Annotated in this window: 22 protein-coding genes; 12 read left to right on the top strand and 10 right to left on the bottom strand. The window is 68.6% G+C overall.

What is annotated here, in order from left to right:
* The first annotated feature begins 3 nt into the window (after positions 1–3).
* The 3 genes from ACQCSZ_RS18050 to ACQCSZ_RS18060 all read left to right on the top strand — a co-directional run bounded on the left by ACQCSZ_RS18050 (position 4) and on the right by ACQCSZ_RS18060 (position 5,307).
* On the top strand, positions 4–2,883 hold the full coding sequence (locus ACQCSZ_RS18050) for a DNA polymerase III subunit gamma and tau (RefSeq protein WP_427005058.1): 2,880 nt from the start codon (positions 4–6) through the stop codon (positions 2,881–2,883).
* Positions 2,884–2,930: 47 nt separating this feature from the next.
* Positions 2,931–3,530 (top strand): recombination mediator RecR, encoded by a 600-nt coding sequence (recR, locus tag ACQCSZ_RS18055; protein WP_136320825.1) that lies wholly within the window; start codon positions 2,931–2,933, stop codon positions 3,528–3,530.
* A gap of 418 nt (positions 3,531–3,948) precedes the next feature.
* Complete coding sequence (locus tag ACQCSZ_RS18060) at positions 3,949–5,307, top strand: aspartate kinase (RefSeq protein ID WP_427005059.1); 1,359 nt, start codon at positions 3,949–3,951, stop codon at positions 5,305–5,307.
* A gap of 110 nt (positions 5,308–5,417) precedes the next feature.
* Here ACQCSZ_RS18060 and ACQCSZ_RS18065 read toward each other — a convergent pair whose 3' ends face one another.
* Complete coding sequence (locus ACQCSZ_RS18065; RefSeq protein ID WP_427008378.1) at positions 5,418–5,612, bottom strand: hypothetical protein; 195 nt, start codon at positions 5,610–5,612, stop codon at positions 5,418–5,420.
* 168 nt (positions 5,613–5,780) lie between these two features.
* On the bottom strand, positions 5,781–6,005 hold the full coding sequence (locus tag ACQCSZ_RS18070; protein WP_211880134.1) for a hypothetical protein: 225 nt from the start codon (positions 6,003–6,005) through the stop codon (positions 5,781–5,783).
* Positions 6,006–6,089: 84 nt separating this feature from the next.
* Here ACQCSZ_RS18070 and ACQCSZ_RS18075 point away from each other — a divergent pair, with 84 nt between their 5' ends.
* From ACQCSZ_RS18075 to ACQCSZ_RS18090, 4 genes are read left to right on the top strand one after another with little or no spacing between them, the layout of a single operon-like run.
* Positions 6,090–6,638, top strand: a complete 549-nt coding sequence (locus tag ACQCSZ_RS18075; protein ID WP_427005060.1) for a MarR family winged helix-turn-helix transcriptional regulator — start codon at positions 6,090–6,092, stop codon at positions 6,636–6,638.
* A gap of 29 nt (positions 6,639–6,667) precedes the next feature.
* Positions 6,668–7,237 (top strand): SSI family serine proteinase inhibitor, encoded by a 570-nt coding sequence (locus ACQCSZ_RS18080; protein WP_427005061.1) that lies wholly within the window; start codon positions 6,668–6,670, stop codon positions 7,235–7,237.
* The gene (locus ACQCSZ_RS18085; RefSeq protein WP_427005062.1) at positions 7,194–8,216 is read left to right on the top strand and encodes a 3-methyladenine DNA glycosylase; all 1,023 of its coding nucleotides are present in this window, start codon (positions 7,194–7,196) and stop codon (positions 8,214–8,216) included. The genes ACQCSZ_RS18080 and ACQCSZ_RS18085 overlap by 44 nt, the downstream gene beginning before the upstream one ends.
* Complete coding sequence (locus tag ACQCSZ_RS18090) at positions 8,200–8,580, top strand: serine protease inhibitor (RefSeq protein ID WP_427005063.1); 381 nt, start codon at positions 8,200–8,202, stop codon at positions 8,578–8,580. The genes ACQCSZ_RS18085 and ACQCSZ_RS18090 overlap by 17 nt, the downstream gene beginning before the upstream one ends.
* 99 nt (positions 8,581–8,679) lie before the next feature.
* On the opposite strand, the gene ACQCSZ_RS18095 is transcribed toward ACQCSZ_RS18090, so the two are convergent.
* Both ACQCSZ_RS18095 and ACQCSZ_RS18100 read right to left on the bottom strand, forming a co-directional pair.
* A complete protein-coding gene (locus ACQCSZ_RS18095) occupies positions 8,680–11,952 on the bottom strand; it encodes a S8 family serine peptidase (RefSeq protein ID WP_427005064.1) in 3,273 nt (1,090 codons plus the stop codon).
* A 301-nt stretch (positions 11,953–12,253) separates the two neighbouring features.
* Entirely contained in the window at positions 12,254–12,448 is a 195-nt protein-coding gene (locus ACQCSZ_RS18100) for a hypothetical protein (RefSeq protein WP_427005065.1), read from the bottom strand.
* Positions 12,449–12,672: 224 nt separating this feature from the next.
* Between ACQCSZ_RS18100 and purS the strand changes: the two genes are divergently transcribed.
* From purS to purL, 3 genes are read left to right on the top strand one after another with little or no spacing between them, the layout of a single operon-like run.
* The gene (purS, locus tag ACQCSZ_RS18105; protein WP_011690410.1) at positions 12,673–12,924 is read left to right on the top strand and encodes a phosphoribosylformylglycinamidine synthase subunit PurS; all 252 of its coding nucleotides are present in this window, start codon (positions 12,673–12,675) and stop codon (positions 12,922–12,924) included.
* Between the two features lies 1 nt (position 12,925).
* Positions 12,926–13,705, top strand: a complete 780-nt coding sequence (purQ, locus tag ACQCSZ_RS18110; RefSeq protein ID WP_427005066.1) for a phosphoribosylformylglycinamidine synthase subunit PurQ — start codon at positions 12,926–12,928, stop codon at positions 13,703–13,705.
* Positions 13,702–16,035 carry a phosphoribosylformylglycinamidine synthase subunit PurL gene (gene purL / locus ACQCSZ_RS18115; RefSeq protein WP_427005067.1) on the top strand — a complete coding sequence of 778 codons (2,334 nt, stop codon included), beginning with the start codon at positions 13,702–13,704 and terminating at the stop codon, positions 16,033–16,035. Before purQ ends, purL begins: the two co-directional genes overlap by 4 nt.
* A gap of 72 nt (positions 16,036–16,107) precedes the next feature.
* Here the strand turns inward: purL and ACQCSZ_RS18120 are convergent, their stop codons facing one another.
* From ACQCSZ_RS18120 to ACQCSZ_RS18145, 6 genes are all read right to left on the bottom strand, one after another.
* Positions 16,108–17,049 (bottom strand): hypothetical protein, encoded by a 942-nt coding sequence (locus ACQCSZ_RS18120; protein WP_427005068.1) that lies wholly within the window; start codon positions 17,047–17,049, stop codon positions 16,108–16,110.
* A 115-nt stretch (positions 17,050–17,164) separates the two neighbouring features.
* Complete coding sequence (locus ACQCSZ_RS18125; protein ID WP_427005069.1) at positions 17,165–17,458, bottom strand: DUF503 domain-containing protein; 294 nt, start codon at positions 17,456–17,458, stop codon at positions 17,165–17,167.
* Positions 17,459–17,534: 76 nt separating this feature from the next.
* A complete protein-coding gene (locus ACQCSZ_RS18130; RefSeq protein ID WP_427005070.1) occupies positions 17,535–18,095 on the bottom strand; it encodes a DUF1990 family protein in 561 nt (186 codons plus the stop codon).
* Entirely contained in the window at positions 18,092–18,514 is a 423-nt protein-coding gene (locus tag ACQCSZ_RS18135; protein WP_427005071.1) for an MmcQ/YjbR family DNA-binding protein, read from the bottom strand. The genes ACQCSZ_RS18130 and ACQCSZ_RS18135 overlap by 4 nt, the downstream gene beginning before the upstream one ends.
* A gap of 77 nt (positions 18,515–18,591) precedes the next feature.
* Positions 18,592–19,470, bottom strand: coding sequence for a polysaccharide deacetylase family protein (locus tag ACQCSZ_RS18140; RefSeq protein WP_427005072.1), 879 nt, complete (start codon positions 19,468–19,470; stop codon positions 18,592–18,594).
* 121 nt (positions 19,471–19,591) lie between these two features.
* Positions 19,592–20,017 (bottom strand): CoA-binding protein, encoded by a 426-nt coding sequence (locus ACQCSZ_RS18145; protein ID WP_427005073.1) that lies wholly within the window; start codon positions 20,015–20,017, stop codon positions 19,592–19,594.
* A gap of 399 nt (positions 20,018–20,416) precedes the next feature.
* On the opposite strand from ACQCSZ_RS18145, the gene ACQCSZ_RS18150 reads away from it, so the two are divergent.
* Both ACQCSZ_RS18150 and acs read left to right on the top strand, forming a co-directional pair.
* A complete protein-coding gene (locus ACQCSZ_RS18150) occupies positions 20,417–20,806 on the top strand; it encodes a hypothetical protein (protein ID WP_427005074.1) in 390 nt (129 codons plus the stop codon).
* Positions 20,797–22,815 (top strand): acetate--CoA ligase, encoded by a 2,019-nt coding sequence (acs, locus tag ACQCSZ_RS18155; protein ID WP_427005075.1) that lies wholly within the window; start codon positions 20,797–20,799, stop codon positions 22,813–22,815. The genes ACQCSZ_RS18150 and acs overlap by 10 nt, the downstream gene beginning before the upstream one ends.

Consider the following 22,815-nt stretch of genomic DNA (forward strand, 5'->3'; position numbering starts at 1 on the left):
TTTGTGACTGTTACGACCGCCCTTTACCGCAGATACCGCCCGGATTCGTTCGCGGACGTTATCGGGCAGGAACACGTCACGGAGCCGCTGATGACGGCCCTGCGCAAGAACCGCGTCAACCACGCCTACCTATTTTCCGGCCCGCGGGGCTGCGGGAAAACCACCTCCGCGCGCATCCTGGCCCGCTGCCTGAACTGCGCCGAGGGCCCCACGGACACCCCCTGCGGCACGTGCCCCAGCTGCATTGAACTGGCCCGCGGCGGATCCGGTTCCCTGGACGTCATCGAGATCGACGCCGCGAGCCACGGCGGTGTGGACGACGCCCGCGACCTGCGTGAACGGGCCACCTATGCCCCGGTCCGTGACCGCTACAAGATCTTCATCATCGATGAGGCCCACATGGTCACGTCGGCAGGCTTCAACGCCCTGCTCAAGATCGTGGAAGAGCCGCCGGAGCACATCAAGTTCATTTTCGCCACCACCGAGCCGGACAAGGTCATCGGCACCATCCGGTCCCGGACGCACCACTACCCCTTCCGGCTCGTGCCGCCGGAGCCCCTCATGGCGTATCTGGAACTGCTCTGCCAGCAGGAGAACGTCCCGGTGGCGCCCGGCGTGCTGTCCCTCGTCATCCGTGCCGGCGGAGGCTCCGTGCGCGACTCGCTCTCCGTACTGGACCAGCTCATGGCAGGCGCGGGACCGGCGGGCCTGGACTATGAACTGGCCGTCGCGCTCCTCGGCTACACCCATGCCTCGCTGCTCGATGATGTGGTCGAGGCCGTCGCCGCCTCCGACGCCGCCACCGTGTTCCGGGCCGTGGACCGGGTCATCCAGACCGGACACGATCCCCGGCGTTTCGTGGAGGACCTGCTGGAACGTTTCCGTGACCTGATCATCGTGCAGGCGATGCCCGAGAGCGCACAGTCCATCCTCCGCGGCATGCCCGCGGACCAGATCGCCCGGATGCGGAACCAGGCGCACAACCTGGGCGCGGCTGAACTGTCCCGCGCGGCGGACGTCACCAACACAGCGCTCACCGAGATGACCGGGGCCACCTCGCCGCGGCTGCACCTCGAACTGCTCTGCGCCCGCATCCTGCTGCCGAGCTCGGAACAGACCGAGCGAGGCATTGCCGCCCGGATCGACAGGGTGGAGCGCCGCCTGAATTACGCGGGGAACGACGTCGGGGCCCCGGCCGTCGCCGCACCCCCGCCCCCGGCCGTCGCCAGCTCTGCACCGGCCGCCGTCTGGTCCGCCGAGCCAGCAGCTGCCCCCGCACCCGCCGCCCGCGCCGAAGAGCCGGTCCGGGAACCGCTCACGGCGCCGCGCGTCAGCACGAGCGACTGGCCCGTGGACGAGCCCGCCGCCGCCCACCGGGTTCCGCCCGCGCAGGCCCCCGCTGTCCAGGCGGCACCGCAGGCACCGCCGGCACAAGCATCACCGTCGCGCCCGGTGCCGCCCGAACCGGCACAGCCCGCCCCGGTGGAATCCCCGCGCGTCGTGGCGGCTGCGCCTGCCGCCGCTCCCGCCGCCGGCCCGGGTGCCGACGTCGAGGTCCTCCGCCGTGCCTGGCCCGAGATCCTGCAGACACTGACCAAGATCAAGCGCAGCACCTGGGCGCTGGTGGAACCAAACGCCCAGGTCGGCCATTTCGAGGGCCAGGTCCTGACGCTGGCGTTCACCACTTCCGGACTCGCCGGAGCCTTTGGCCGCGCGGACCATGCCGAGAACCTGCGGCAGGCGATCCATAAGACGATCGGCATCGATTGCCAGATCAACGCCGTGGCCGGCGGAGCCAACACTGCGGCGAGCTCTGAGCCAAACCCAAAAGCACCCGCCAGCCCGGACACTCCGGCAACGTCCGCTGATGCCGCCTGGGGCCTGACGCCGGAGGCCCGGCCGTCCGCTCCGCCGGCTGGCCGTCCCGCCGGACCCGGGGCCGCGCCGTCGACCGTTTCCCCGGCATCCGCTTCACCGGCGCCACTGCCCCCGACGCCGGCCGCTGCACAGCCCGAGACGGCGCCGGTACCCGTATCCGCCGCCCCTGCCGGCGGACAGCCCGCCGTGCTTGCTGATCCCGGCGAATCCGCGGGATCGTTTGCCTACGACGACGACTGGGGGCCGCCGCGGGACGAAGATGCGCCGCCGCTTGACGAGGAGCCTCCGATGGACTGGAGCCCCTCGGCGACGGCAACGGCCCTGTCTGCCCCGCCGACTGTTTCCGCCACACCCGCCCGGAAGAGGGCAGCCACGCCCTCCCGTTCAGCCGGCTCCCCAACCCCGTCGACCGGGACTGCAGCACCCTCGGCGCCGGAAGCTTCCGATGACCTCTGGGCGCGTGCCGTCGAGCAGTCCCCCGGGATCTGGACCGTCGGCGCAGGCACCAATGTCGGTCACTACACCGCGTCGGAGGCGGCACCGGAACCCGGGCCCACACCGGAGCCGGAGCCGGAACACTACGAACCGGCAGCCGCCCAGATCCCGCAGGATATCGGGGCCCCGGCGATGCCGGCCGCCCCTGCCCCTCAGGTTTCGGACGGCTGGGCGCCGCCGCAGTTGGTGCCGGCCGCGGCTGCCGCCGCCCCGGTTTCGGCCGCCGCCCCGGTTTCGGCGCCCGCGGCCCCCGCCGCGCCGGCTCCTACGGGCCGTCAAAGCCTGTACCAGCGGCTGTCCAACAGCCCGGAAGCCGAGGCCGGACGCGCGAAGGCACCGTCCCGGGCGGCGGTATCGGCCACAGCCCACGTCCAGGACATCCCCAGCGCCGACGACGAAACGATCGAGGAATCGGGCGTCTTCGGCCGCGCCGCCGTCGAGCGCATTCTGGGCGGAAAGCTTGTTGAAGAGCGTTCCCTGGACGGAAGTCCTTTGCCGCCGCGCTTCTAGCCGGCCCGCAGCGGACACCGCCCCCACCCCAAACGAACGAGGAAATTGTGTACGAAGGTGCAGTTCAAGAGCTGATCGACGAGCTCGGACGCCTTCCCGGCATCGGGCCCAAGTCCGCCCAGCGGCTGGCCTTCCACATCCTCGAGGCCGATCCGCAGGACATGAAGCGGCTCGTCGACGCCATCACCACGGTGAAGGAGCGGGTCAAGTTCTGCACGGTCTGTGGCAACGTCACCGAGCAGGAACTCTGCAATATCTGCCGCGACCCGCGGCGGGACCCCTCGATCATCTGCGTCGTCGAGGAGTCCAAGGACGTGCTGGCCGTGGAGCGCACGCGGTCCTTCCGCGGCAGGTATCACGTCCTCGGCGGCGCGATTAACCCGATTGCCGGCATCGGCCCCGAGCAGCTCCGGATCCGCGAGCTCCTCACCCGCCTCAACGACGGCGCCATCCAGGAAATCATCATCGCCACCGACCCCAACCTCGAGGGCGAGGCCACGGCCACTTACCTGGCGCGGATGCTCAAATCAATCGGCATCGCCGTGACCCGGCTGGCGTCCGGCCTGCCCGTGGGCGGGGACCTCGAATACGCCGACGAAGTCACCCTGGGCCGCGCCTTCGAAGGCCGCCGCAACGCGCTGACCTGAGCTGCCGCCGGGCCGCAACCGCTCCGGCGCCGTGGTCCCGGCTGGCCACTGGACATGTCCACCCCTGGCCCACAGGATCTGTCCGCCCCACCCCGCAGGACATGTCCACCCTTGGCCCGCAGGATCTGTCCGCCCCACCCCGCTGGACATGTCCACCCCTGGCGCCAAGGACTGGACATAATGCCAATATGCCCATCCTCTGGTTCCAGCGGGGAGCATGTCCCGGGTGGCCGGGGGACATGTCCACTGCTGAGCCCGAAGGGAGGGCATGCCCGGTGGCGGCGGAGCCGGGCGGTCTGCCATTCGGTCACAATTCAACGCCTGAGCGCTCCCGGCGATAAACTGGCCTCAGAAGTTACGCCGTCGCGCCGTTTGGTTGCTTGGCCCAGAACCCCGATGATCCAGTGAGGGTGCGCGCATGAGTTTGCCCACTACCGAAGTCCAGCCCGGACCGCAGCCGCAGGAGCTGCCCGTTTCGGCCGCCGTCACCAAGCACCTTGTGGTGAAGAAGTTCGGCGGTTCCTCGGTGGCGGATGCGGAAGGCATTAAGCGTGTCGCCAGGCGCGTCGTGGATGCCCGCAACGCCGGCGACGAGGTGGTCGTGGTCGTCTCCGCGATGGGCGACACCACCGATGAGCTCCTCGATCTCGCGGCCCAGGTGACCGATTCGGCCCCGGCCCGCGAAATGGACATGCTCCTCTCCGCCGGCGAACGCATCTCCATGGCGCTGCTGGCCATGGCCATCAACAAGTTCGGCGCCTCGGCCCAGTCCTTCACGGGCTCCCAGGCAGGCATGATCACCGACGGCATCCACGGCAAGGCCCGGATCATCGACGTCGACCCGCACCGCATCCGCACCGCCCTGGACAAAGGCCACATCGCGATTGTCGCCGGATTCCAGGGCATGAGCCGGGTCACCCACGAGATCACGACGCTGGGGCGCGGCGGCTCGGACACGACGGCGGTGGCGCTGGCGGCCGCTCTTGACGCCGACGTCTGCGAGATCTTCACCGACGTCGACGGCATCTACACCGCCGACCCGCGGGTTGTTCCCGCGGCACGGAAGATCGACCGGATCTCCAGCGAGGAAATGCTGGAGCTCGCCGCGTCCGGCGCCAAGATCCTGCACCTGCGCTGCGTCGAATACGCCCGCCGGTTCGGGGTGCCGCTGCACGTCCGTTCCTCATTCAGCCAGAACGAAGGCACCTGGGTCCTGCCCGGCGCCGACGACAAGATCACCATCCAAGAGGGAGTTGCCTTGGAGCAGCCAATCATCTCCGGCGTTGCCCACGATCGTTCCGAAGCGAAGGTCACGGTGGTCGGCGTGCCGGACATCCCCGGCAAGGCCGCGGCGATCTTCCAGGTGATCGCGGACGCGCACTCCAACATCGACATGATCGTCCAGAATGTCTCGACCCATGGCACCGGCAAAACGGACATCTCCTTCACGCTGCCGATCGTTGAGGGTGCGGACGCGCTGGCCGCCCTCCGCGCCGCCCAGCCGGAGATCGGCTTCGAGAACATCGAGTACAACGAGAAGATCGGCAAGCTGTCCCTGATCGGCGCCGGCATGCGCTCGCACCCGGGCGTCTCGGCCCGGTTCTTCAAGGCGCTGTCCGCCGCCGGGATCAACATCAACATGATCTCCACCTCGGAAATCCGCATCTCGGTGGTGACCCACGCCGACCTGCTGGACGACGCCGTGCGCGCCATCCACCAGGCCTTCGGCCTGGACAGCGAGGACGAGGCGACCGTCTACGGCGGCACCGGCCGCTAGGAACGCCGGCGCCGCGGCCCGCGACACGCACGAAAGACACGCCCGAAAATCACGCACGAAAAAAGGGAGCGGCACCTGCCGCTCCCTTTTTGCACCCCTGGTGGGCGCCGTCAGATCTGTTCTTTCGGGAGGTCTTCCTTGCGCACCGCGTAATGATGCCCTTGCGAGTCGGTCTCCACTTCAAACGTTGAAAGGTCCTCTTCCGAAGCGTGCTCGAAGTCATCGTGCCGGTGAACCACCGGCGCTGAGTTGTCGCCCTGGCTTGCGGGACCGAAAACAAACTTCAGCCTGTCGGTCGCGTTCATGAAGCGGATGGCTGCATGTGCCACTCTCCCCACCCCCTTCCCTTGCCGCGCGGGTAGATAACGGATGCTGCACCTCGCTGTGCCGGTGCCCTTATTTTACGCCCGGCGCCGAAAAAAAGCCCGGGCAGCGTCGACGATGCCAGGGGGCGGTAACGCAGCAAACGCCCCTTAGCGCAGGGACTTGTCGTCCGGATTCCTAGGGACGACATACGTACTGCCGTCCGGCCTGCGCACGGTCTCCCACTGCTGCGTCTCGGCCTGCCGCTGCACCAGCAACGCCTTGTTCTGCTCCGTCATCTCGTGCCGCAGGGAACTGCGGTTTGCCGGCCCCAAAATGGCCCGGATCCTCCCGGTTGCACGCATGAACCTCTCGACAGGGCTTCCCTTGGCCATCGCTATCCTCTCTTCGGAACGAACCAGATGCTCCCATCAGTGTACGCTAATCATTAGTGCACTAACTATCAGGAGGAGGCCCGCATGACCAACGTGACCGAAAAAACCCGCGGAACCCCCGCCGCCGCCCCTGCACCCGTCACGGGCGGCAGCCCGGCCGACGACGATCTCCTGCTCGAACAACAGCTCTGCTTCGCCCTGACCGTGGCCTCTCGGAGCGTGGTCGGCGCATACAAGCCGGTGCTGGACGCGCTCGGCCTGACCCACCCGCAGTACCTGGTCATGCTGTGCCTGTGGGAGTCCAGTCCCCGTTCCCTCCGCGACATCAGCGAGGCCCTCGCCCAGGAGCCCGCGACCATCTCTCCGCTGCTGCGCCGCCTGGAAACGGCCGGCTTCATCACCCGCCAGCGCAGGGACGGCAACGAGCGCACCCTCGACGTGCGGCTGACCGGCGAGGGCGCCGCACTCCGGCAACGGGCGCTGGCCGTCCCCGGCACGATGATGGCCAAACTGGGGCTGACCCGGGACCAGGTGGCCGCGCTGCACGCATCCATGACGGACCTGATCGCCGCCACCAGATCGGCCACCAGGCACACACCAGAAGCCACCCCGGGAGACGCGCCCCGGCGGTAGACTGTGCACAAACCGGAGGAGGACTTCTGATGCGCAAGCAACTGGCCCGCACGGCACTCGTTCTGCTGGCCGTGGCCGGATTGGCCGGCTGCACGGGCGGGCCCCCTCCTGCTCCGTCCCCCACCGCCCCCGCCTCCACTGGCGCACCCACCGGCGCCACCACGGGCCCGGCGTCCGGCACGCCCTCGCCGGACACCGAAACGACCGCCCCCGCCCCGTCGCCGTCCGCCGCGCCGCTGACGTCCGGGCCGGGGCAGGGCAATGCCGAACTGGCCATCATGGTCAAACCCTCCGAGACCGGAACCCCCGCCAACTTCACGCTCGTCTGCCAGAACGGTGCCCCGGCCGCCGAAAGCCAGCACCCCAACGCCGCCGCGGCCTGCACTGCCCTGAAAAACAACCCCGCGATCCTCGGCCCAGCCCCGCGGGCGACCGACCAGGCCTGCACCCAGCAGTACGGGGGCCCGCAGCAGGCAACCGTCACCGGCGTCGTGGACGGCAGCCCGGTGGAAGCCAGCTTCAGCCTGCGCGACGGGTGTGAAATCGCCGCCTGGAATGCGGCGAAGGACGTCCTGGGCTCCAGCGGTGGAGCTGGTTAAGCTGATACACCTCCCGCAGGACGGCTGGCTGAAACGCCAGGCCGCCTACCAGGAACGTGTCCGGCGCTACGCCGACCCTTACCTGGCCCGGCGCTCGGCCGGCCGGAAGCATCCGGTGGAGGACTTCCTCTTCACCTATTACACGCAGAAGCCCGGCCAGCTGCTGCGCTGGCACCCGGGCGCCGGCGTCGTCCTCTCCGGCCCCGCCGCGGCAGAGCGGACCGGCTGGAAGTATTACCGCGCCGCCGACGACGGCGAACTCGCCTCCGCCGGTCTCCCGGCGGGAACTGCGGCCGTCACGGTCGACGTCGACGCCTTCCGGCGCGAGCGGCGGGAGGCGCTGGAGTTCGCCGCCGTGATTCTCGGCGGAACCGCCGCCCGGCCTGCCCAGTTCGGTTGCTTCGGGCTGCACGAGTGGGCGATGGTCTACCGCCAGGACAAGTTCGAGCTGCGGCACGAATACCTCCGGCTGCGGCTGGGCGGGGAACGCACCGACCAGGTGGTGGAGGACAACCGGATCCGGTGCTCCCACTTTGACGCCTTCCGCTTCTACACCCCGGATGCCATCGGGCTGAACAGCCTGGCGCCCAGCCGGGAGAACCAGCGGAGCATGGAGCAGCCCGGCTGCCTGCACGCCAACATGGACCTGTACAAGTGGGCCTACAAACTGGCGCCGTTACTGCCCGGCGAGCTCGTGATGGACTGCTTCGAACTCTCCTGGCGGATCAGGGCCATGGACATGCGCGCCTCCCCTTACGACCTGAGCGCCTGGGGCTACCCGGCCATCCGGATCGAGACGCCGGACGGCAAGGCCGAGTACGTCCAGTACCAGCGGGGATTCGCCGCGGAGTCGCAGGAACTGCGGCGCCGGCTGCTGGCCGAGCTCGCGCGGTGGCCCCATGCAGTAGACACAGTCACGGCACCCGGCGCCGGCAGCGGCCCCGGCACCCGGAAGGACAGCCATGACAGCCCCCGGTGACCGGCACAGCACGCACGACGTCGACCTCACCATCCGCCTGACGGAGTCCCCGGGAGCCCCGGAGCGCACCTTCCGGCTCGAGGCCAGGGACGGCGCCCCCACCGCCGCGTCCACCCTGCCGGATCCCGGCGCCGCCCTCGAGGCCGTGCAACGGCACGGCGAGGCGGTCTTCTTCCCCGTGCCGGGACCGCCGAAAATTTGCACCCAGCAGTACGGCGGTCCGCAGGTTGCCGTCGTGACGGGCCGGTTCCTGGGCCGCGAAGTGCACAGCCGGTTCAGCCGCACCGACGGCTGCGAGATCGCCCGCTGGCACGCCATGGCACCGCTGCTCGGCGGCGTGGCCGGGTCCACCGGCGCAATCTGAACTGACACGGCACTGGACTTTAACGGCAAATGCCCGGCGGTGGAAACCGCCGGGCATTTGCCGTTACCGCATTTGCCGTTGCTGCCGGCTGACGTCCGCCTAGATGGCGTTGTTCGGAGCCGCGCGACGTTCCCCGTTCTGGATCTTGCCCTTCTCCTTTTTCACCTTCTTGCCCTTGTCCTTCTTTTCCTTTTTGTCCTTGTTGTCCTTGCCGTCGGCGCCGCCGTTGTCGCCATCATCACCGGGGCCGTCGTTGCTGTCCTGGTCCTCGGAGGTGGGCGGAACCACCACGGTGCCGGCCGGGGTCACGAGGACGCTGACGAAGGTCGGATCGCTGGCTCCGGCGAAGGTCGCGCGGCCGAGGTAGGAGCCGGCGGACAGGCCTTTCCAGGCCAGCGTGACCTTCCCGGACTTGCCGTTGGACAGCCGGAGCGGGTTCGGCGTGAGCGTCGCATTGCCGACGTTGGCCCCAAGCACCGCCGTGTCCACCGACGCCTTGGTAACCCGGCCACCGGGGCTGGCGTAGAGGTTCGCGTAGATGGTGTAAGGGCCGGGCGTCGGGTTGGGTAGGGACACCGACTCGCTGGCAGAGGTCGTCGCGACGGTGAGCGGACCCTCGGGGGTCATCACGTACATGTCGAAGTCGGCGTCCGGGTCGGCGGAAAGCACCGAGAACTTCGCCAGCGGAGTGCCTTCCGGAACAGAGACGGTTTTGACGAGGTTTGAGGTATCGGTGACTCCGGAGAACCCGCCGGGGACCAGGTCCACCGGGGTGGAGTCCGCTTTGGAAAGCCCGTCGAGGGTCATGCTGACGGGCCCGTTAGTGCCGGAGACCACCCTGATGTCTCCGGACCCGGCGCCGTCTTTGGAGGTGAAGGCCACATCGCCGGCGGCCACGATGGACTGCGGACGGACGGCGATCGGCGAGGCGACAGTCCTGCCGGCGCCCCGCCAGGTCAACGAACCCGTCGCGAACTGGCCCAGCGGCGCGCCCTGGTTCTCAAAGGAGACCGTGAAGGTGCGCTGCTGACCTGCTGCGCTGAAGTCCAGGACGGCGGGCGTCACGCTGACCTTCACGCCCGGAACGTCGGCCGTGGCCGTGTAGCTGCCGGGGGTCAGGGCGGTCACCGTGCGCGTGACCTCGATCTTGCCGGTCAGGTTGCCCAGGGCGAAGGAGGGGACGTTCATGTCCCGCGGCCTGGTGGTCCCGATTCCCTTGCCCAGCTCCATGCCGGTGCCCTGGACGAAGGCCGCGTACTCGTCGTAGCCGGCGTCGTAGACCAGTCCCGGGTCGAGCACGCGCGCCGGATCCACCTGGCCTGCGCCGGTGGCGAAGACGTCGGTGTCCCTGGTGCCGTCGGCAAGCCTGAGGTCACCGGCGGTGGTCATCATGGCGGACTTCACCGCGGCCGGTGACCACTTCGGGTTCCTGCCCAGGACCAGCGCGCCCAGGCCGGCGACGTGGGGGGAGGCCATCGAGGTGCCGGAGAGGAACCCGAAGGTGTCCCCGCCGGTGCCGACCGGTGAAACGCCGGCCAGCACCGCCACGCCCGGAGCGGCAACGTCTGGCTTCAGCAGGTCGGACCCGGCGGCCAGGAGCGGCCCGCGGGAGGAGAAACCGGCGATCTGCGGCTCGGCCTCGAGGGGCGCTCCGGTGGTGTCCTTGTTGACGAGGGAGACCGTGAGGGCCGGGTTGGCGGCGACCTTGGCCTTGATGGCCCCGGTGGCTGGCGGGTTCACATGAACGGTGGGGACGGAGTGCTTGTCGGTGTCCAGCGACGAGTCGTCCAGGTTGACGAGCACCATGCCGGCGCCGCCGCCGCGCTTGACTTCGGCGCTCTTGGCGACGCGGTCGACGACGCCGCGGTCGCAGACCACAACCTTGCCGGCGATCTTCGCCGGGTCCAGGGTTCCGGGGCCGCAGAACGCGGCGTTCAGCTCGTCTGCCACGGCTGCCGGGTCGGCTGCCGCGTTGGCGGCCAGTACGACGCCGGCGTCCGCGACCTGGCCGCTCATGATGCTGGCGCCGCGGTACTTGCTGCCGTCGGAGAATTCAACGGTTCCCTGCAGTTCCTGCGAGAAGCTGCTGGCCGCGGCGGTGGTCAGCCACGGTGCGCCGTGTTCCACGGTGCCGGCCGCCGCACCCGTGTTGCCGGCCGAGGCGGCGATGAAGATGCCGGCCGAGGCGGCGGACAGGAACGCGAGCGAGACCGGATCGGTGGTGGTCGACGTTGCGCCGGAGATGGAGTAGTTCAGCACGTCCACGCCGTCCAGGATGGCCTGGTTGATGGCGCCAATGGCAGCGGAGGAATAGCAGCCACCGGTGTTGGGATCGTCATCTTCCCAGCAGACCTTGTAGATGGAGAGCTTCGCGGCCGGGGCGATGCCGCTGGTCAGGCCGAAGCTGCGGCCGTCCACCACCGCCTCGACGTTGGCATTGCCGGCGGCGGTGCTTGCCGTGTGCGTTCCGTGGCTGGCGACATCAACCGGGGAGAGCAGTTCTTCGGCTCCGCGGCTCCCGGCCGGGACGTAATGCTCGAACTCGTCGGCGAAGTAGCGGGCACTGAGCACCTTGGAGTTGCAGGCGGTGCCGTCAAAGGCTGCACCTGTTTCCACGCCTTTCTGGCATTCGCCGACGAACGTGTCGCCGTCGGACTTGAGCATGGCGATCTTGCCGTCGGCGTCACGGTACGGGACCCCGACGACGGGGTCCCCGGCCAGGGGGGCAACCGGCTCGCCGGCGAAGAAGGCGCTCGACGGCGTGTAGCCGGTGTCGATGACGCCGACGACGACGCCCTTGCCGGCCGCGTCCTGGCCGCCGAACCTGGTGCTCCAGGTGCCGGTGGCGCCGCTGAGCCTGAGGAAGTCCGTGCTGGAATAGTCCGGCGTGTTTTCGGTGTCCGGGGCAACCACCAGGACGCCGGGGTCCTTCGCCAGTTTGATGGCCTGGTCCGCCGTCAGCCTGGCGCTGAAGCCGTTGAGGGCCGCGGTGAACTGGCGCTGGATCTTGACGTTCTGCTGTCCGGCAACCTCGGCCTGCTTCTTTTCGAGGTGCGCCTGGTACTTCCTGACGTCGGCCCGCTTGGCATCCAGCTTGCGCCCGGACTCCGGTTTGGTGGCCGGCAGGCCATCCGTGCCGCCGTCGTAGGTGGCCGCCGGCTTTTCGGCCAGGACCACAACGTAGCGGCCGTCCTTGTAGGAGTTCGGATCCAGGCTCTTCTGGGCAACCGAGGCGACGGGCGGGCCCTGCCGGGGCGCCGCGTGGGCCGGCGCAATGGCGGCTGTTGACAGGAGAACCGGCAAACCCAGGGTCAGCGCCGCGGCCCTCCGGAGTCCCCCGCTTCGAAGGAAGCTCTTTCCTGGTGATTTCACGACTGAATGAACCTTTCATAAGGAATGGTCCCAGCGACCTTGCCGGGCTCAACAGGCAGGCGGGGCCGCGCGAGCGCAGGCTCGTGCAGCCCCGACGGATACCGGCCGATTCATACAGTACAGACTGAGAGTGAGATATGAGATCTAACACAAGGACAAATCAAAATGTGTCACAAAAGTTCGCTACACAGTCACGAAGGGCCCTTTTGTCGCATCGTTCAAGGGCGGCGACGGCGCGCTGCCCGGCGCGCGGAGACGGCGGCAGCGACCGGGTGCCCGGGTGCGCGGCTCTGTGGCGGCGCTATTGCCGCGGGGTCCTGACCACGTCGCTGATCCAGGCCCGGGTTTTCTCGTCGACGGGGCCTGCCACCTTGCTTTCCCGGTCCGCACGGACCGCACGGTCCGCCTTGATCTTCTGCACAACCATCCGGCCCAGTCCGGCAAACACGACGGCGGCGAGCACGGGCAACAGCACGGACTTCGGTTTCTCAGCCATGCGCCCATCCTACGGACGTCGCGCATCCCGGACCAGAGCCCGCCGCGCGAATGCGCCGGGACGCAGAGTGGCCGGTAGAATGGGCATGCAAGCTCGCGGAGCGCCCGTTCACCGTGCTTCATTGGCCCTGTCAGTTGTTCGCTAGTTGACCAGGGGCACGTGCGGCGTGAGACGGCACCACTCCGCTGCGCCCTTACCCAATGCTCACGCACAGGAGTTGCCGGATGCCCCGGATCGTTGTCGATGTCATGCCCAAGCCCGAAATTCTGGACCCGCAGGGGAAGGCCATCGTGGGTGCACTCCCCCGGCTCGGCTTCACCGCCTTCAGCTCTGTCCGACAGGGCAAGCGCTTTGAACTCACGGTTGACGGCGAGGTGACCGAGGAGATCCTGGCCCAGGCCCGGAACGCCGCGGAGACCCTGCTGTCCAACCCGGTCATCGAGGACGTCGTCAACGTCGAGGTCGTCGAGGCCTGAGATGACTGAACTCCCCCTCATCGGTGAAGCCACCGCCGCAGGCCCTGGCGCAGAGCGCGCTTCTAGTGCTGGCAGCCTCGCCGGCGCGAAGATCGGCGTCGTCACCTTCCCCGGCACCCTGGATGACCGCGACGCCGCCCGTGCGGTCCGCCTGGCCGGCGCCACCCCGGTGGCGCTCTGGCACGCAGACACCACGCTGGGCGACATCGACGCCGTCGTGATTCCCGGCGGTTTCTCCTACGGCGACTACCTCCGCGCCGGCGCCATCGCCCGTTTCGCGCCGCTGATGTCCCGGATCATCGACGCCGCCAACTCGGACGCCAGGCTTCCCGTGCTCGGCATCTGCAACGGCTTCCAGATCCTCACCGAGTCGCACCTGCTGCCCGGCTCGATGATCAAGAACGACCACTTGAAGTTCATGTGCCGCGACCAGGTCCTCCGTGTGGAGAACACCTCCACCGACTGGACCCGGGACTACGCCGCCGGCCAGGAAATCACCGTCCCGCTGAAGAACCAGGACGGCCAGTACATCGCGGACGAGAAGACCCTGGACGCGCTGGAGGCTGAAGGCCGCGTCGTGTTCCGGTACGTCGGCTTCAACCCCAACGGCTCGCGCCGCGACATCGCCGGCATCGCCAACGCCGCCGGCAACGTCGTGGGCCTCATGCCGCACCCGGAGCACGCCGTGGAGGCCGGTTTCGGTCCCGAAGACGGCTCCGGCACCGAAGGCCTGGGCTTCTTCACCTCTGTCCTGAACAAGATTGTGGGAGACAACAAATGACGGAGACGCATTCGGTGGTCGAGCCTGTCGAGACCGCCAAGAAGTTCAACATCGACACCGTTGAAAACGCCGCCAAGACCCCCGATACCGAGCTCCCCTGGGCCGAACTGGGCCTGAAGGACAACGAGTACGCCGAGGTCGTGAAGGTCCTGGGCCGCCGCCCCACCGGCGCCGAGCTCGCCATGTACTCCGTGATGTGGAGCGAGCACTGCTCCTACAAATCCTCCAAGAACCACCTGCGCCAGTTCGGCGAAAAGGTGACCGAGGAAATGAAGAAGGACATGCTCGTGGGCATCGGCGAAAACGCCGGCGTCACCAACCTGGGCGACGGCTGGGCCGTGACGTTCAAGATCGAGTCCCACAACTCGCCGTCGTTCGTGGAGCCCTACCAGGGTGCGGCGACCGGCATCGGCGGCATTGTCCGCGACATCATCTCCATGGGCGCGCGCCCGGTGGCCGTGATGGATCCGCTGCGTTTCGGCGCCATCGACCACCCGGACACCGCCCGCGTCATGCACGGCGCGGTGGCCGGCATCGGCGGCTACGGCAACTCCCTGGGCCTGCCCAACATCGGCGGCGAAATGGTCTTCGACTCCGTCTACCAGGGCAACCCGCTGGTCAACGCGCTGGCCGTCGGCGTGATGCGCCACGAGGACATCCGCCTCGCCAACGCCTCCGGCAAGGGCAACAAGGTGGTGCTGTTCGGCGCCCGGACCGGCGGCGACGGGATCGGCGGCGCCTCGGTGCTGGCCTCGGAGTCCTTCGACGACACCAAGCCGTCCAAGCGCCCCGCCGTCCAGGTGGGCGACCCCTTCGCCGAGAAGGTGCTGATCGAGTGCTGCCTGGAGCTGTTCAAGGGCTCCCTGGTGGAGGGCATCCAGGACCTGGGCGCGGCAGGCATTTCCTGCGCCACGTCCGAGCTCGCCTCCAACGGCGACGGCGGCATGGAGGTCGAGCTGACCTCCGTCCTGCTGCGCGACCCCACCCTGACCCCCGGCGAAATCCTGATGTCCGAATCGCAGGAACGCATGATGGCCGTGGTCACCCCCGAGAACATGGCCGCTTTTGAAGCGGTCATGGCCAAGTGGGCCGTGGAGTACTCCTGGCTGGGCGAGGTGACCGATACCGGCCGCCTCATCATCACGTGGGAAGGCGAGATCATCGTCGACGTCGACCCGCGCACCGTGGCCCACGACGGTCCGGTCTACGACCGCCCGTACGCCCGCCCCGAATGGCAGGACGCGGTGCAGGCCGATGCCTTCACCGGGTCCGTGCAGGATGCCGTCCGCCCTTCCGCCCCCGCGGACCTGGCCGCCGCAGTCACCGAGCTTATCTCCTCGCCGAACATGTGCAGCAAGTCCTGGATCACCAAGCAGTACGACCGCTACGTCGGCGGCAACACCTCCATGGCGTTCCCGGACGACGCCGGCGTGGTCCGGGTGGACGAGGAAACCGGGCTGGGCGTGGCCCTGGCCACCGACGCCAACGGCCGCTACACCTACCTCGATCCGTACCACGGCGCACAGCTGGCGCTGGCCGAGGCGTACCGCAACGTGGCCACCTCCGGCGCCGTGCCGATGGCCGTCAGCGACTGCCTGAACTTCGGCTCTCCCGAGGACCCCGCGGTCATGTGGCAGCTGGCCGAGGCCATCCGGGGCCTGTCCGACGCCTGCATGGTGCTGGGCATCCCGGTCACCGGCGGCAACGTCTCGCTGTACAACCAGACCGGCACCACACCGATCCACCCCTCCCCGGTGGTGGCCGTGCTGGGCAAGCTCGACGACGTCGCCCGCCGCACGCCCTCGGGCTGGCGCGAGGACGGCCAGGCCATCTACCTGCTGGGCACGACGGCGGCAGAACTGGACGGTTCGGAATGGTCCAACATGCGCGGACACCTCGGCGGGCTGCCGCCCAAGGTTGACCTCGCCGCCGAACGCGCGCTGGGTGAAATCCTGATCAACGCGTCCCGCGACGGCATGGTGGACTCTGCCCACGACCTCTCCGAGGGCGGCCTCGCGGCAGCCCTCGTGGAATCCGCGCTGCGCTACGGTGTGGGTGCCCGGATCGCCCTGCAGGATGTCCTGGACCGCGACGGCGTGGACCTGTTCACGGCGCTGTTCTCCGAGTCCCAGGGCCGCGCGATCGTGGCCGTGCCCCGGTCCGAGGAGATCCGCTTCACGGACATGTGCACCGCCCGCGGCTTCGCACACGTCCGGATCGGCGTCGTGGACGCCGAGGGCGGCACGCTCGAGATCAACGGCGTCGAAACCCTGTCCCTCGAGGCGCTCCGCGAAGCCCACGAGTCCACCCTGCCGAAGTACTTCGGCTAACCAACCTCCATCGGCTGCTCCGTAACCGCCCTTCCGCACTCCGGAAACGGCAGTTACGGAGCAGCCGTTTAATCACTTGCCTGGACGCCAGCCTGCCTGGACGAGCGCGGTGCGGATCTTGGCAACCGCGGCTCTCGCGTCGTCGTGCATGTGGCGTTTGGAAATGCGGACCTCTGTCCAGCCCAGGGCCGAGTACCGTTCCGACCGCGCAATGTCCCGGACGATCTGGCCTTCTTCACCATGCTGCTCCCCCTCGTACTCGATTCCGATTCTGTAGTTGCGGTAGGACAGGTCCGGCTCGTGGTGCCGGGACCCGTCGCCGGCGATGATGGGGACGTTCAGTTCCGGCTCGGGGAGACGGGCCCGGACGATGGCCAGCCGCAGCAAGGACTCTTGCGGCGAATCTGAGCCCACCCTGATGAGCCTGAGGGCTTCCTTGGCCTTGCGGATTCCACGCTTCCCCTTGTGCCGATCGATCATCCGCTGCAGATCCGCGATGCTGCACAGCGGCATGTCCCGTCCCTCAAATGCGGCCCGGGGCACCCGGACGCAGCTGTCACCGGCCACCACGAGTGCGTCCAGGATCAGCATCTCGGCCAGATCCAACCATGTGCGCTCGGGCGTGGTGATGGGAATCCCGTCGAGCACGGTGATCTCGTCCTCGTACAGCTTCATGCGGTGGACTATGACGTGGGGCCGGTTCAGGTGCGCTTCACCCTCCGGGCGGATGACGTGATACATCTCGCTGGTCTCCTTCTGCCGTCGCCCCGGCAGCCCGAACAGGCCCAAGGCGGTGAGGTGGGATGCGGCGCATCGCTCGTTGACCTCAATGAAAGGCCGAACCCGCAGGGTCAGGGGAAGGTCGGCCGTCGGGCCCGGGGAACGGATCCCCTTGCCCAGCGCCGTCAGCGACCCGTGACGAAGCCGCTTCGGAGACACTCCTGCCAGCGTCGCTTCCGCGACGGTGAAGGGCCGGTCCTGGAAATCGTCGGGCAGCGGTTGCGGGGTTTTCATGGCTCCATGGGACCAGATCAGCGGCCACGCTGCAGAAGTTATCCACAGCCTTCATCCGTTGCTCCATGAACGCCCTTTTGGCCGCCCAATAGGGCAGTTCCGGAGCAATCGATGGTCAGTCGTCGCTGCGGAGTTCCCGTTGCCGGGCGCTGAGCAGCTCCGTTTCCGGCCGGGCCGCCACGAAGCGTTCGACGGCGGCGAGCACCTCCACGAGGTGTGTCCGGTCGGCGGCGACCAGCCCGACGCCGATCACCGCGCGCCGGTACTGGTCCTGCAGCCCCGCCTCCGTCACGGAAACGTCGAAACGGCGCTTGATCTCCGCGAGCAACGGCCGCACCACGGACCGCTTCTCCTTCAGGCTGTGCACATCGCCGAGGAGGAGGTCGAATTCAATCCAGCCGATCCACATGCCTCTATTGTCATCCGTTGCTCCGTAGCTGCCGTTTTGGGGGCGCTAAAGGGCCGTTACGGAGCAATCGGCGGAATCAGATGGTGAGTTCGGCGGCTTCCCCGGCGAGTTCCTGTGCGCTCCGGATGTAACGGGAGGTGACGAGGCTCCGCGCGCGCCTGGTCAGGGCCCCTCCGGCGGCGTAGAACCAGTTGGACGGCACGCCGAAGGCCCTGATTTCGATGAGCACCCTGCCCTGGCCATCGATCGAGATCTCGAAGGCCTCCTCGCCGCGGACCGGGTGGCCCGGAAGCGTGCCGTAGCCGAAGCCCGCCGACTGCGGCCCGTCCCCCGCCACCGGGCGGCGTACCCAGACAACCTCGCACGGCGCGTCGATCCGGAACGGCCCGACGCCGAAGCCGCTCACCACGCGCGCGCCGGGGACCACGACGTCGGACTCCGCACGGACCCGGAGTCCTGCCCTCTTCTGGAGCTGCCAGGTCAGCAGGCCCTGGACGGCCCGGCGGTACGCCGCGATGCCATGACCCAGATACGCGTGCGTGACGAGGCATTCCACCTCCGCGGGCGGCGGGCCGTGCTGCGTGGACCCGATCCCCTCGTAGTTCAGCTCGCTGGGGGCAATCCGCGGCCCGTTCATGCCCGCCCCTGCCGGGAGGCTTCCTGCGTGAGCCGGGCCCAGCCGAGCTGCTCCTGCTGGCGCCGGGTCAGCGTGGCGACGACGAGGTCGTAGGAGTCCTCCACCATGTCCCGGATCATCGCGTCGGGCAGCGAACCGTCGAGCCGCACCCCGTTCCAGTGGGTCTTGTTCATGTGCCAGGCTCCGGTGATCTCCGGGTGGGCGGCGCGCAGCTGCTCGGCCAGGACGGGCTCGCATTTCAGGCTGACGGAGAAGTCGGACCCGTCCATCGCGGACGCGGCGAACATTTTGGCTTCGTGACGGGCCCCGCCGGAGACCGCGGCCCGCACCTTGAACACGGACGTTTCCGGCCCGAAGGGGAAGTCCTCGAAGGTGCCGGGAAAGCCGAGGCAGAGTTCGCGGAGTGCAGCTGCGTCCATGGTTCGAGCCTACTTCGGTCCGCCGACATTAAGCGCCGGCAATAAGCACCGGCATCACGACCGGCATCACGACCGGCTCAGGCGACGCCGAGGAAATCCTCGAGGAGCACCACTTCCAGGCCCGCGGCCAGCTGCGCTGCGCGGAAGGCGGCCAGGTCTGCGGCGAATTCGGGGCGGAAATGCATCAGCACAATGTCGCCCGGGCGCAGTGCATTTCCATACTGGTAGTCCATCCGCCCGGCGTTGGCCTTGGCCTCCCAGGTGACCACCGCTTTCATGCCGGCCGCGGCCACGGCCTGCCGCATGGCGGTGGAGTAGGCGCCTCCGGGCGGGCGGAACAGCGCGGGCCGGCGGCCGAACTGCTGCTCGGCGAACTCCTGCATCCCGGTGATTTCGGCCAGCTGCTGCTGGTACCCGAGCTGCGTGACCATGTTGACGTTGTGGCTCACGGTATGGTTTTCCACCAGGCTCCCCTGCGCGGCGAACTGCTTGAAGAAAGCCGGATCGGCCTGCACGAAGTTCCGGGTCAGGAAGATCGACGCCGGGTAGTCGTATTCGGCCATGAGGCGCACCATTTCCGGGGTCCGCGTCACGCCGTCGTCGATGGTCAGGAACACGACGGGGTGCTGCGTCGCGATCCTGGTGAGGACGGGCGCGAGCCCGTTCTGCACCGGCGGCAGCTTGAAGTCCGGGATGAAGCTGCGCCTGATGCGCTTGTTTCCCGGGCGGCGGAGGTTTGCGGGTGCGGCGGGAACCGCGGCTTGTCCCTGTCCCGCCGTCAGCGCCGGAGGCAACGCCTGGCGGGGGCGTGTTTCGGAGCCGGCCGCCGCTGCCGGCGCCGTGCTGCCCGGAGCCGCACACGCGCCCAAGGCCGCCATGACGGAGGCGCCCAACAACCCCAGCGCCGTCCGCCGCCCAGGAGGCGCCGGGAGTACTGCCGGATGGTGCTCACACATGGCTGGTCCTGGCTTCTGGGGAATGATGCAGCAGAAGAATAACAGACCAAAATGGGCTGTTTTAGCCGCGTCCTCCGGCCCGGTCAAGCCACGGCGCGGGACACTGCTTATAAATCGGCGGTTACAGGCCGAGCCGCGGGGCATCCTGCGCCGGACAGGTGTTCATTATCACGTCCAGGCCTGCTGCCTTGGCCCGGGCGGCGGCCGCTTCGTCGATGACGCCCAGCTGCAGCCAGACGGCCTTGGCGCCGACGGCGATCGCCTGGTCCACGACGGCCCCCACCTTCTGCGAATTCACGAAGCAGTCGACGACGTCGATGGGCCGCCTGGCCGCCGGAATGTCGGCCAGGCGGGCGTACCCCGTTTCGCCGTGGACGGCATCGCCAGGAAGGTTCACCGGGATGATCTCCATGCCCAGGCGGTCCCGGATGAACAGAGAGGTATCGTACGCGGCCCGCCACACGTTGGTGGTCAGTCCGACGATGGCCCACCGCCCCTTGGTGCGCAGGAGCCGTTCGAGGACTGCCGGATCGTTGACGTGGGCCATGACGCACAGCCTACGCGGCGCAGAGTTTGCGGCGCAGCCTGCGTGGCGGGGGACGTGGCGCAGGGTACGCCGCGGGTCGCGTCCCGGCAGGCCGCCTCCGATCCGCCCGGCCTCGAAGATCTGACGGACCGGAAAGCCCGATGCGGCGCAGGACCGAATATTACGCCGCAAAACGTCGCGATTTGGGAAAAAGCTCCGTCTCCGTTGTAGTTGAAAGCGACCATCCCGAGCGGCCGAGAGACCTGGATCGATGAAGCCGCAGCAACCCTGGTCGCCGGAAACCTCCCCCTGGCTCCGGCGATAGCAAGGCAAAGAGCCGCGGGAACGGCCGGACTGACCACCCGGCTTCAAAAAGCTCTTTCCGCAGGGTGCTACTGCCAGGACCGATGGAGTACCCCTATGACTATTTCCTTGTCCCTCTCCGCGCGGTCCTTCCGCGCGCAGTCCTTCCCCGCGCCTGAGCCGTCCCCGGACGACCCGGCCGCCGGGACCCCCGAGAACCCGCCGGTGAAGCAGGCTTGCCCTTCCGCCGCCACCGGCGACAATGTTGCTGCAACCAGTACGGAAGCCCTGCAGGCTACTGGCATTGCAGCGACCCCAGCAGACGCCGCCCAGCCGGGCTCGCCCGATTCGGGCCAGAGCGGTCCCCCGGCGAACGGATGGTCCCCCGCCGGGATCCTGGCCAGCGGCTGGGCGCGTCTGCTACCTGGGCCGAAAATCACCGGTGCCCTGCCCGGCACCGCAGAGGAACGGACCGCAAAGAAATGGAGGGCACCACGATGGGCGTAAACACCACGACAGCTACCGGGACAGTCAACCCCACCAGCGCCGGCACCGAAGCCGAACGCATCGCGTTCTGGGAGGCCGCCGCCCTCCGCCTCGACTGGGAACAGGGGCCGGACGCCATCGCCCCGGCCGGCACAGCCCAGGACGCCACCGCCCCGGCCGGCACGCCGTGGCACACCGCGCACCGCCGCGTCCCGGCCGACGTCGACGCCGGCACCGGCCCGGACATCACTTGGTTCGAAGGCGGCAGGCTCAACGTGGCCTACAACTGCGTGGACCGCCACGTTGCAGCCGGCCGCGGGGACAAGGCGGCCCTGCATTTCGAGGGCGAACCGGGCGACCGCCGCTCCATCACCTACGCCGAACTCCAGCGCGAGGTCTCCAGGGCCGCCAACGCCCTCCTGGCCCTCGGCATCACCAAGGGTGACCGCGTGGTCATCTACCTCCCGGTCATCCCCGAAACCGTCATCATCACCCTGGCGGTGGCCCGGATCGGCGCCATCCACTCGCTCGTCTTCGGCGGCTTCTCCGCCGAGGCGCTCAAGTTCAGGGTGGAGGACACCCGCGCCAAGCTGCTCGTCACCACAGACGGCCAGTTCCGCCGCGGCGCCGCCGTCCCCGTCAAGGACAACGCGGATGCCGCCGTCGCCGGCGAGAACGAGATCGAGCATGTCCTGGTGGTCAACCGCACCACCCCTGCGGACCAGCTGGACACCGTCCCGATGACCGAGGGCCGGGACGTGTGGTGGCATGACGCCGTCGGGCAGGCCGCCGACGTCCACACGGCGGAGGCGTTCGACGCCGAGACGCCGCTGTTCATCATGTACACCTCCGGCACCACCGGAAAGCCCAAGGGCCTCGTCCACACCTCCGGCGGCTACCTCACCCAGGCCTCCTGGAGCTTTGAACACCTCTTCAGCAACCCGGACCCGGCCCTCCGGGACCAGGACGTCCACTGGTGCACGGCGGACCTCGCCTGGGTCACCGCCCACACCTACGAGATCTACGGCCCGCTCTCCAACGGCGTCACCCAGGTGATCTTCGAGGGCACGCCGAACACCCCGCACCCGGGCCGGCACTTCGAAATCATCGAACGCTACGGCGTGACGCAGTACTACACCGCACCCACCCTGGTCCGCTCGCTCATGGGCTGGTTCCCCGACGGCGTCCCGGACACGTACGACCTCTCCTCAATCAGGATGCTGGGCACCGTCGGCGAGGCCGTCAACCCCGAGGCCTGGCGCTGGCTGCGGAAGAACATCGGCGCCGGCACCGCCCCCGTGGTGGACACCTGGTGGCAGTCCGAAACGGGCGCCACCATCCTCTCCCCCGCCCCCACCGACGCCGACTTCAAGCCCGGCTGCGCGGCCCGCCCGCTGCCCGGCGTCGGCACCCGGATCGTGGACGACGCCGGCAACACGGTGCCGCCGGGAGTCCAGGGCTACATCGTGGTGGACGCCCCCGGCCCCGCCATCGCCCGGACCGTGTGGGGCAACCCGCAACGGTACTTCGATTCGTACTGGCGCAAGTACGCCGAGCAGGGCTGGTTCCTCGCCGGCGACGGCGCCAAGTATGACGACGACGGCGACATCTGGATCCTGGGGCGGGTGGACGACACCCTCAACGTCTCGGGCCATCTGCTGTCCACCATCGAGATCGAATCGGCCCTCGTGTCCCACCCGGACGTGGTGGAGGCCGGCGTCTGTCCGGTCGCCGACCCGAAGACCGGGCACGCGATCGTCGCGTTCGTGGTACTCAAAGAGTCGGCGGCTACCGAGGAGATCGTGTCCGAATTGAAGGCGCACGTCGCCAAGGAGATCGGCCCGATCGCCAAGCCGCGCGACGTCGTCGTCGTGCCCGATGTGCCGAAGACCCGCAGCGGCAAGATCATGCGCAGGCTGCTGACCCAGCTGTTCGAAGGAACCGCGCTCGGGGACACTACCTCGCTCCAGAACGAACCATCAATCGCGGACATCCAGGATGTCCTGCGGATCCGAAACACCCGGAAGTAA

Origin of the sequence: Pseudarthrobacter sp. H2, from assembly GCF_050157045.1 — a bacterium.
Classification (GTDB): Bacteria; Actinomycetota; Actinomycetes; order Actinomycetales; family Micrococcaceae; genus Arthrobacter.

Coding starts and splice junctions, on each gene's coding strand:
- ACQCSZ_RS18060 (WP_427005059.1), top strand. CDS start 3,949: ATGAGTTTGCCCACTACCGAAGTCCAGCCCGGACCGCAGCCGCAGGAG.
- ACQCSZ_RS18065 (WP_427008378.1), bottom strand. CDS start 5,612: ATGAACGCGACCGACAGGCTGAAGTTTGTTTTCGGTCCCGCAAGCCAG.
- ACQCSZ_RS18070 (WP_211880134.1), bottom strand. CDS start 6,005: ATGGCCAAGGGAAGCCCTGTCGAGAGGTTCATGCGTGCAACCGGGAGG.
- ACQCSZ_RS18075 (WP_427005060.1), top strand. CDS start 6,090: ATGACCAACGTGACCGAAAAAACCCGCGGAACCCCCGCCGCCGCCCCT.
- ACQCSZ_RS18080 (WP_427005061.1), top strand. CDS start 6,668: ATGCGCAAGCAACTGGCCCGCACGGCACTCGTTCTGCTGGCCGTGGCC.
- ACQCSZ_RS18085 (WP_427005062.1), top strand. CDS start 7,194: ATGCGGCGAAGGACGTCCTGGGCTCCAGCGGTGGAGCTGGTTAAGCTG.
- ACQCSZ_RS18090 (WP_427005063.1), top strand. CDS start 8,200: ATGACAGCCCCCGGTGACCGGCACAGCACGCACGACGTCGACCTCACC.
- ACQCSZ_RS18100 (WP_427005065.1), bottom strand. CDS start 12,448: ATGGCTGAGAAACCGAAGTCCGTGCTGTTGCCCGTGCTCGCCGCCGTC.
- purS (WP_011690410.1), top strand. CDS start 12,673: ATGCCCCGGATCGTTGTCGATGTCATGCCCAAGCCCGAAATTCTGGAC.
- purQ (WP_427005066.1), top strand. CDS start 12,926: ATGACTGAACTCCCCCTCATCGGTGAAGCCACCGCCGCAGGCCCTGGC.
- purL (WP_427005067.1), top strand. CDS start 13,702: ATGACGGAGACGCATTCGGTGGTCGAGCCTGTCGAGACCGCCAAGAAG.
- ACQCSZ_RS18120 (WP_427005068.1), bottom strand. CDS start 17,049: ATGAAAACCCCGCAACCGCTGCCCGACGATTTCCAGGACCGGCCCTTC.
- ACQCSZ_RS18125 (WP_427005069.1), bottom strand. CDS start 17,458: ATGTGGATCGGCTGGATTGAATTCGACCTCCTCCTCGGCGATGTGCAC.
- ACQCSZ_RS18130 (WP_427005070.1), bottom strand. CDS start 18,095: ATGAACGGGCCGCGGATTGCCCCCAGCGAGCTGAACTACGAGGGGATC.
- ACQCSZ_RS18135 (WP_427005071.1), bottom strand. CDS start 18,514: ATGGACGCAGCTGCACTCCGCGAACTCTGCCTCGGCTTTCCCGGCACC.
- ACQCSZ_RS18140 (WP_427005072.1), bottom strand. CDS start 19,470: ATGTGTGAGCACCATCCGGCAGTACTCCCGGCGCCTCCTGGGCGGCGG.
- ACQCSZ_RS18145 (WP_427005073.1), bottom strand. CDS start 20,017: ATGGCCCACGTCAACGATCCGGCAGTCCTCGAACGGCTCCTGCGCACC.
- ACQCSZ_RS18150 (WP_427005074.1), top strand. CDS start 20,417: ATGACTATTTCCTTGTCCCTCTCCGCGCGGTCCTTCCGCGCGCAGTCC.
- acs (WP_427005075.1), top strand. CDS start 20,797: ATGGGCGTAAACACCACGACAGCTACCGGGACAGTCAACCCCACCAGC.